Source organism: Stenotrophomonas sp. PS02289 (assembly GCF_029960115.1).
GTDB lineage: Bacteria > Pseudomonadota > Gammaproteobacteria > Xanthomonadales > Xanthomonadaceae > Stenotrophomonas.
On the sequence record NZ_JASCOZ010000204.1, the window covers coordinates 1 to 6,737 of the forward strand.

Genomic DNA, 6,737 nt, shown 5'->3' on the forward strand with positions numbered 1-6,737 from the left:
GCTGCCGCCTGGCCGGGACGGTTTATCGGGTCTGGGGGCGGCACCACCACGGGGGGGCCGCTACCTGGAAATCCCGGTAGCGCCGGCCGTTGGCCGGCCCTCGAACATCGGCACTCTCTGCCTGAATACGGCGATCCGGCCCCTCCCCCGAACCTGAATGTCAAGTCTTCCGGTTCAGGATGTATTGGGAAATACCCCCCTATCGTGCGCCAACTTTCCGCTCACCACCCAGTTCGAGTGAGCGCGCGGCCCCCACGATCTTTCGGGTGCCGCCAACGGGCGACCCCGATGGTCGCCTCCCCATGACGCCAAGCAGTACCCTCGCCGCCGTCCGGTTGATCGGATGGCCCAGCCAGGTGCGGCCCATACGGAGCAAGGAGATTTATGAAACTGGCCTGGATTCTCTGGCTGTCACAGTTGTTGCCGCAGCCGGCCGCCGATTCGTTGTGCCTGAGCACGACGGTGTACCTGGAAGCGCGTGACCAGACGCTGCGCGGCCAGCAAGCCGTGGCAGAAGTCGCACTGCGCCGCCTCGACAGCGGCCTGTGGGGTGACTCGATGTGCCAGGTGGTGACCGCGCGCAAGCAGTTCGCCCCGACCATCGTGGCTCCCGGCACCCAGCTGGGCAACACCGATGCCTGGGAAGAAGCGATGACCGTGGCCTTCGACGCCGAGCGCAACTGGGCGCTGCCGGTGGGCGAACGCAAGGAAATCGTGCCCGGCGCGAGTCACTTCGCCGCGCTGGCGATTGCCAGCCCGAGTTGGCGCAATGCGTACCAAGTGGCGACGATCGGCGACCACACCTTCTATAAGGTGCAGAGTCTCAAGCCCCGCCAGTCGTAACAATCTGTTGTGGGCGCGCCGTTGCCGCGCGCCGCCGGCTCCGCGATAGTGGTGGTTTCCAACACTGATCGACCTGGAGTCCGCATGAAGCTGTACAGCAAGCCCGGAGCCTGTTCCACCGCCGACCACATTGCCCTGCAGTGGACCGGCCAGCCGTTTGAAGTGGAACTGCTCGACAAGGACACCATGAAGGCCCCGGCGTTCCTGGCGATCAACCCGGCCGGCGCGGTGCCGGCGCTGGTCGACGGCGACTTCGTGCTGACCCAGAACGCCGCCATCATGGGCTACATCGCCGATTCCTTCCCGCAGGCCGGCCTGGCCGGTGACGGCAGCCCGCGCCAGCGCGCCGAAGCCGCGCGTTGGCTGTCGTTCGTCAACTCCGATGTGCACCCGGCGTTCTCGCCGCTGTTCGGGCCGGGCAAGTTCATCGCCGACGAAGGCCAGTACGACGCCATCCGCGCCGCCGCGCGCAAGCGCCTGCGCGGCCTGTTCGAGACCGCCGACCGCCAGCTCGCCGACAAGCCCTGGCTGGCAGGTTTCCGCAGCGTGGCCGATCCCTACTTCTACATCACCCTGCGCTGGGCCGCCGCGGCCAAGGTCGACCTGGTCGGCCTGGACAACGTGGCGGCGTTCAAGACGCGCATGGAAGCCGATGCCGGCGTGCAGGCGGCGTTGAAGGCGGAAGGGCTGGTGTAACCGAACGCGGGGCGCTGCTGCACGCGTCGTCACGGCCCGTCATTGCACGGGCGCGTGGCGACGCGTTCATCGTCGCCACCGCGTCATTTTTCCTGCTGCGCGGCTCTACGCACCTACTGGTTGCCCCTGCAGCAGCGCGCGGGTTTCTTCCATCCAGCGGTTGGCCAAGGCCGGGCTCTTGGCCTTGGACACGGCCGCGACCATTTCCGGCCACAGCTTTTCCAGACCGGCCGCGTCGGTGCAGCGCTCGATCTTGAGCTGCATGAAGTAGCCCTTGAGCCCCAGGTGCCGACGCACCGATTCGCTCATCCAGTCATACAACTGTTTGTACAGGGCCGGATCGTGTTCGCGCCCGGCGGTGAGCGCGCGCGGTGACGCGGCCGCCAGGGAACCGCCGATCACCTCGATCAATCCCAGAGTCTGCAGCTGTTCCAGCGCATCGTCCGGTGCGCGCAGGCCCGGCAGCATGCCGGTCAGTTCGTCGTCATCACGCTGACCATCGACCATCAGCAGAATGGAACGCAATCCCGGCGGCAATCTGCGCGCACGGTCTTCGATTTCCTGACGGCCAGCAGCCGTCTTGGCATGGATGTACGCCATGTTTTCCCCCTGTCACGCTGTGCAGCTGCGGGCAGGACCGCGTCGCTCGCGGTTCGTTGCCACGCCCCCTTGTGGTGCCTCGGCGCATGACGCGCCGACCCCCACCACAGAGGAAGCTTAACCGACGTTCAGGCTCAAGGGTGCTGCACCGCAGCACCCTCCCCCTCACCGCCCCAGCGCGCGCCGGATCTCGTCCAGCGCCCCCGGATCGTCCAGGGTCGACAGATCACCGGGATCGCGCTGTTCGGCCAGCGCCTGCAGCGAACGCCGCAGCAGCTTGCCCGAACGCGTCTTGGGCAGCGCATTGACGATATGGATGTGGGCCGGGCGCGCCACGGCACCCAGGGTCTGGGTCACCCGCTGCATCATCTCGCTGACCACCGCCGTGCCGTCATCCGCCACCGCCTGGCGCAGGGTGACGAACACCAGCGGCACCTGACCCTTCAGTTCGTCCTTGACCCCGATCACCGCGGCTTCAGCCACCTGCGGATGCCCGGAGATGCATTCCTCGATCTCGCGCGTCCCCAGCCGGTGACCGGCCACGTTGATGACGTCGTCGGTGCGCCCCAGGATGAAGGTGTAGCCGTCCTCGTCGCGGATCGCCCAGTCCAGCGAGCTGTACAGCAGCTCCTTGAAGTGGCTGAAGTAGCTCTGCAGGAAGCGATCGTCGTCTTTCCACACCGTGGTCATGCAGCCCGGCGGCAGTGGCGGCACCATCACCAGCACGCCCTTCTGTCCGGGTTCGACTTCGGCTCCGGTGTTCTCGTCGATCACCTTCATCCGATAACCGAGATTGGGGAAACCCGGCGAACCGAAGCGCACCGGTTTGAGGTCCACGCCCGGCAGCAGGGTCAGTGCTGGCCAGCCGGTTTCGGTCTGCCAGTAGTTGTCGATGATCGGCTTGCCCAGCGCGTCGTTGATCCAGTGCGCGGTCGGTTCGTCGAGCGGCTCGCCGGCCAGGAACACATACTTGAGTGCGGCCAGGTCGTGACGCTTGATGAAGTCGGCATCGTGCTTCTTCAGCACGCGGATGGCGGTGGGCGAAGAGAACAGCGTGCGGACACCATACTGTTCGCACAGCGCCCACCAGATGCCCGGATCAGGACTGGTCGGCAGGCCTTCATACAGCAGCGAGGTACAACCGCCGATCAGCGGGCCGTACACGTTGTAGGAATGTCCGACCGCCCAGCCGACATCGGAAGTGGAGAACATCACCTGCCCCGGCGCGCAGTCGAACACGGTACGCATCGACTGCGCCATCGCCACCGCGTAACCACCGACATCGCGCTGTACGCCCTTGGGCTTGCCGGTGGTGCCGGAGGTGTACAGCAGGTAGCTCGGTTCGCTCGATTCCAGCCACACCACGGGTACGTCCTGATCGCCGACTTCGGCGCGGAGGGTGGCGTAGTCGAGATCGCGCCCGGGCACCTTCGGCTCAGCCGGATCCAGCCCGCGCGAGACGATCAGTACGTGGGGCGGCGGTGACTGCGCTTCGGCACAGGCCGCATCGACCATGGCCTTGTAGGGAATGACCTTGCCACCGCGCTTGCCGGCGTCGGCAGCGATCAGCAGCTTGGGCTCGGCGTCGTCGATGCGCAGCGCCAGGTTATGCGCCGCAAAACCACCGAACACCACCGAGTGGATCGCGCCGATGCGCGCGCAGGCCAGCATGGCAAACACCGCTTCGGCCATGTTGGGCATGTAGATGACCACGCGGTCACCGCGCTGCACGTCCAGCCGCTGCAGCACGGCCGCGAACGCATTCACTTCCCGGTACAGCTCGCGGTAGGTGATCTCACGGGTGACGTTGGTTTCGGTGGAGATGGCCACCAGCGCGAGCTGGTCCGGCCGGTCGACCAGATGACGATCGACCGCGTTGTAGCAGAGGTTGGTTTCACCGCCGACGAACCAGCGCCGGAACGGTGGCGTGCTGTAGTCCAGCACCTGCTCCGGCTGCTTGTGCCAATAGATGCGCTGGGCTTCCTCGGCCCAGAACGCGTCGGGTTCCTCGATGGATTTCCGGTACAGCTCTTCGTAGCGCATGACAGCCCTCCCAGACAAAGTCATGGGTTCGAGCATAGTCGCGTGCCGCGTGCGCAGCCGCCCTACCTTGGTCGTAAGGGATGGGTCCGGCCCACGGCCGGCGCTACCAGGGTTGCGGAGATGCCACAGTCATCGGTTCGCCGCTGACCGGATGGGTGAATGCCAGCAGGCAGGCGTGCAGGTACACGCGATCGGCGACCGTTGCGCCATACAGCACGTCACCGACGATGGGGTGGCCGAGGCTGGCCATGTGCAGGCGCAACTGGTGACTGCGGCCGGTGATCGGTTCCAGCTCCACCTGGGTACGGCCGCTCACGGCATCGCGCGCCAGCACCCGCCACCGGGTCAGTGCCGGTTTGCCGCGTTCATGATCGACCTGCTGCTTCGGCCGGTTCGGCCAGTCCACGATCAGCGGCAGATTCACTTCACCGGCGTCTTCTTCCAGCAGGCCCTCCAATACCGCCCGGTACCGCTTGTGCACCTGGCGTTGCTCGAACTGCGCGGACAGCGCCGCCTGCATGGCCTTGCCACGTGCGTGCAGCAGCAGCCCCGAGGTCACCTGATCGAGCCGATGCACGGTGAGCGCATCCGGATACAGCGCCTGCAGCCGGGTCACCACGCAGTCCTGGTTCTCTGGCGTGCGTCCGGGCACGGACAACAGGCCGGGCGGCTTTTCGGCCACCAGCAGGGCGTCGTCGGCGTAGTGCAGATGGATCATGGGGTTCGAGGGTCCATAACGGAAACGGGGAGGCCGAAGCCTCCCCGTAAAGTCCGGTGAGCGACGACCGTGGGTCGTCGCCCGGCAACCGGATCAGCCCAGCAGGTGGGCGACGCCGGCGCGCTCTTCTTCCAGCTCGGCCAGGGTCTTGTCGATGTACTTCTGGCTGAAGTCGTCGACCGGCAGGTCCTTGACCAGGGTGTACTCGCCGTTCTGGGTGGTCACGGCGAAGCCGAAGATCACGCCTTCCGGAATGCCGTACGAGCCGTCCGACGGCACGCCCATGGTGACCCACTTGCCGTTGCTGCCCAGCACCCAGTCACGCACATGGTCGATGGCGGCATTGGCAGCCGAAGCGGCCGAGGACGAGCCACGGGCTTCAATGATGGCCGCGCCGCGCTTGCCCACGGTCGGAATGAAGGTGTTGGCGTTCCATTCCTGGTCGTTGATGGCGTCGGCGATGGACGCACCATCGGCGGTGGCGAAACGGTAGTCCGGGTACATGGTCGGGCTGTGGTTGCCCCACACGACCAGCTTTTCCATACCGGCAACCGGCTTGCCCAGCTTGGTCGACAGCTGGCTCAGCGCACGGTTGTGGTCCAGGCGCAGCATGGCGGTGAAGTTGCGCGGGTTCAAGTCCGGAGCCGACTTCATGGCGATGTAGGCATTGGTGTTGGCCGGGTTGCCGACCACCAGCACCTTGACGTCACGCTTGGCGACCTTGTTCAGCGCCGCGCCCTGGGCGGTGAAGATCTTGGCGTTTTCCAGCAGCAGGTCCTTGCGCTCCATGCCCGGGCCGCGCGGACGCGCGCCGACCAGCAGGGCGATGTCGGCGTCCTTGAACGCCACTTCGGCGTCGTCGGTGCCGACCATGCCGGCCAGCAGCGGGAACGCGCAGTCTTCCAGTTCCATCATCACGCCCTTCAGCGCGGCCTGGGCCTTTTCGACCGGCAGCTCGAGCAGCTGCAGGATGACCGGCTGGTCCTTGCCGAGCATTTCGCCGGAGGCGATGCGGAACAGCAGGGCGTAGCCGATCTGGCCGGCGGCGCCGGTCACGGCAACACGAACAGGTGCTTTCATGGGGATTTCCTCTGCTAAAAAGCGTTGAAGCCAAATGGGAGAAGGCCGCCGGGCGGGGAGTGACCTGGCGGGGCGGCCGCAGACGTGAAAACGGCCCCCGTCAGGGGGCCGTGGCATGCATCAGGCGGCGAGGATCTTGTTCCATTCCGCGACGCGATCGGCCTGGGCGGCCAACACGGCGTCAACGTCGCCTTCCAGGGTGATCGAGTGGATCACGTCGCCCTGCTTGACCGAATCGACGATGGCCTGGCCATCCAGCACCTGGCCGAACACGGTGTGCTTGCCGTCCAGCCAGTCGGTCTTGATGTGGGTGATGAAGAACTGGCTGCCGTTGGTGTTCGGACCGGCATTGGCCATGGACAGCGAACCCACCTGGTGCTTCACGCCGTTCTTTTCATCTTCGAACTTGTAGCCCGGGCCGCCGGTGCCCTGGCCCTTCGGGCAGCCGCCCTGGATCATGAAGTCGGCGATCACGCGGTGGAAGACCAGGCCGTCATAGAAGCCGTGCTTGACCAGGTTCACGAAGCTGGCCACGGTCACCGGGGCCTTGTCCGGGTACAGCTCGACCTTGATCGGGCCCTGGGTGGTGTCAAAGGTGGCGATGAGGGACATGTGGATCCTTGAAATATTCGGGGTTGTCTCAGCCCCAAGATTCTACACCCGTGATGCTGCCAGGGTGCCTTCGACCATGGGTGAAGGTGCCCTGGTAGCGCCGGGGGGGGGGGGGGGGGGGGCCCCCCCCCGGCCCCCCCCCCCC

Annotated in this window: 7 protein-coding genes; 2 read left to right on the forward strand and 5 right to left on the reverse strand. The window is 66.1% G+C overall.

The features are described from left to right. Positions 1 to 384: 384 nt before the first annotated feature. Together QMX83_RS19110 and QMX83_RS19115 are read left to right on the forward strand one after the other, a co-directional pair. The gene (locus tag QMX83_RS19110) at positions 385 to 843 is read left to right on the forward strand and encodes a cell wall hydrolase (protein ID WP_282298226.1); all 459 of its coding nucleotides are present in this window, start codon (positions 385 to 387) and stop codon (positions 841 to 843) included. 84 nt (positions 844 to 927) lie between these two features. Beyond that, positions 928 to 1,539, forward strand: a complete 612-nt coding sequence (locus QMX83_RS19115) for a glutathione S-transferase N-terminal domain-containing protein (RefSeq protein ID WP_282298227.1) — start codon at positions 928 to 930, stop codon at positions 1,537 to 1,539. 105 nt (positions 1,540 to 1,644) lie between these two features. On the opposite strand, the gene QMX83_RS19120 is transcribed toward QMX83_RS19115, so the two are convergent. The 5 genes from QMX83_RS19120 to QMX83_RS19140 form a co-directional block, all read right to left on the reverse strand. Beyond that, positions 1,645 to 2,139 (reverse strand): hypothetical protein, encoded by a 495-nt coding sequence (locus QMX83_RS19120; protein ID WP_282298228.1) that lies wholly within the window; start codon positions 2,137 to 2,139, stop codon positions 1,645 to 1,647. A gap of 165 nt (positions 2,140 to 2,304) precedes the next feature. Continuing rightward, on the reverse strand, positions 2,305 to 4,182 hold the full coding sequence (prpE, locus tag QMX83_RS19125) for a propionate--CoA ligase (RefSeq protein ID WP_282298229.1): 1,878 nt from the start codon (positions 4,180 to 4,182) through the stop codon (positions 2,305 to 2,307). A gap of 103 nt (positions 4,183 to 4,285) precedes the next feature. Beyond that, positions 4,286 to 4,900 (reverse strand): RluA family pseudouridine synthase, encoded by a 615-nt coding sequence (locus QMX83_RS19130; RefSeq protein WP_282298230.1) that lies wholly within the window; start codon positions 4,898 to 4,900, stop codon positions 4,286 to 4,288. A 93-nt stretch (positions 4,901 to 4,993) separates the two neighbouring features. After that, complete coding sequence (locus QMX83_RS19135; protein WP_125358508.1) at positions 4,994 to 5,980, reverse strand: malate dehydrogenase; 987 nt, start codon at positions 5,978 to 5,980, stop codon at positions 4,994 to 4,996. Positions 5,981 to 6,100: 120 nt separating this feature from the next. Continuing rightward, positions 6,101 to 6,592, reverse strand: coding sequence for a peptidylprolyl isomerase (locus QMX83_RS19140; RefSeq protein ID WP_282298231.1), 492 nt, complete (start codon positions 6,590 to 6,592; stop codon positions 6,101 to 6,103). Positions 6,593 to 6,737: the final 145 nt, after the last annotated feature.

Excerpts from the sequence above, each read along its gene's own strand:
- QMX83_RS19135 (WP_125358508.1), bottom strand. The coding sequence starts at position 5,980 with ATGAAAGCACCTGTTCGTGTTGCCGTGACCGGCGCCGCCGGCCAGATC.
- QMX83_RS19130 (WP_282298230.1), bottom strand. The coding sequence starts at position 4,900 with ATGATCCATCTGCACTACGCCGACGACGCCCTGCTGGTGGCCGAAAAG.
- QMX83_RS19115 (WP_282298227.1), top strand. The coding sequence starts at position 928 with ATGAAGCTGTACAGCAAGCCCGGAGCCTGTTCCACCGCCGACCACATT.
- prpE (WP_282298229.1), bottom strand. The coding sequence starts at position 4,182 with ATGCGCTACGAAGAGCTGTACCGGAAATCCATCGAGGAACCCGACGCG.
- QMX83_RS19140 (WP_282298231.1), bottom strand. The coding sequence starts at position 6,592 with ATGTCCCTCATCGCCACCTTTGACACCACCCAGGGCCCGATCAAGGTC.
- QMX83_RS19110 (WP_282298226.1), top strand. The coding sequence starts at position 385 with ATGAAACTGGCCTGGATTCTCTGGCTGTCACAGTTGTTGCCGCAGCCG.
- QMX83_RS19120 (WP_282298228.1), bottom strand. The coding sequence starts at position 2,139 with ATGGCGTACATCCATGCCAAGACGGCTGCTGGCCGTCAGGAAATCGAA.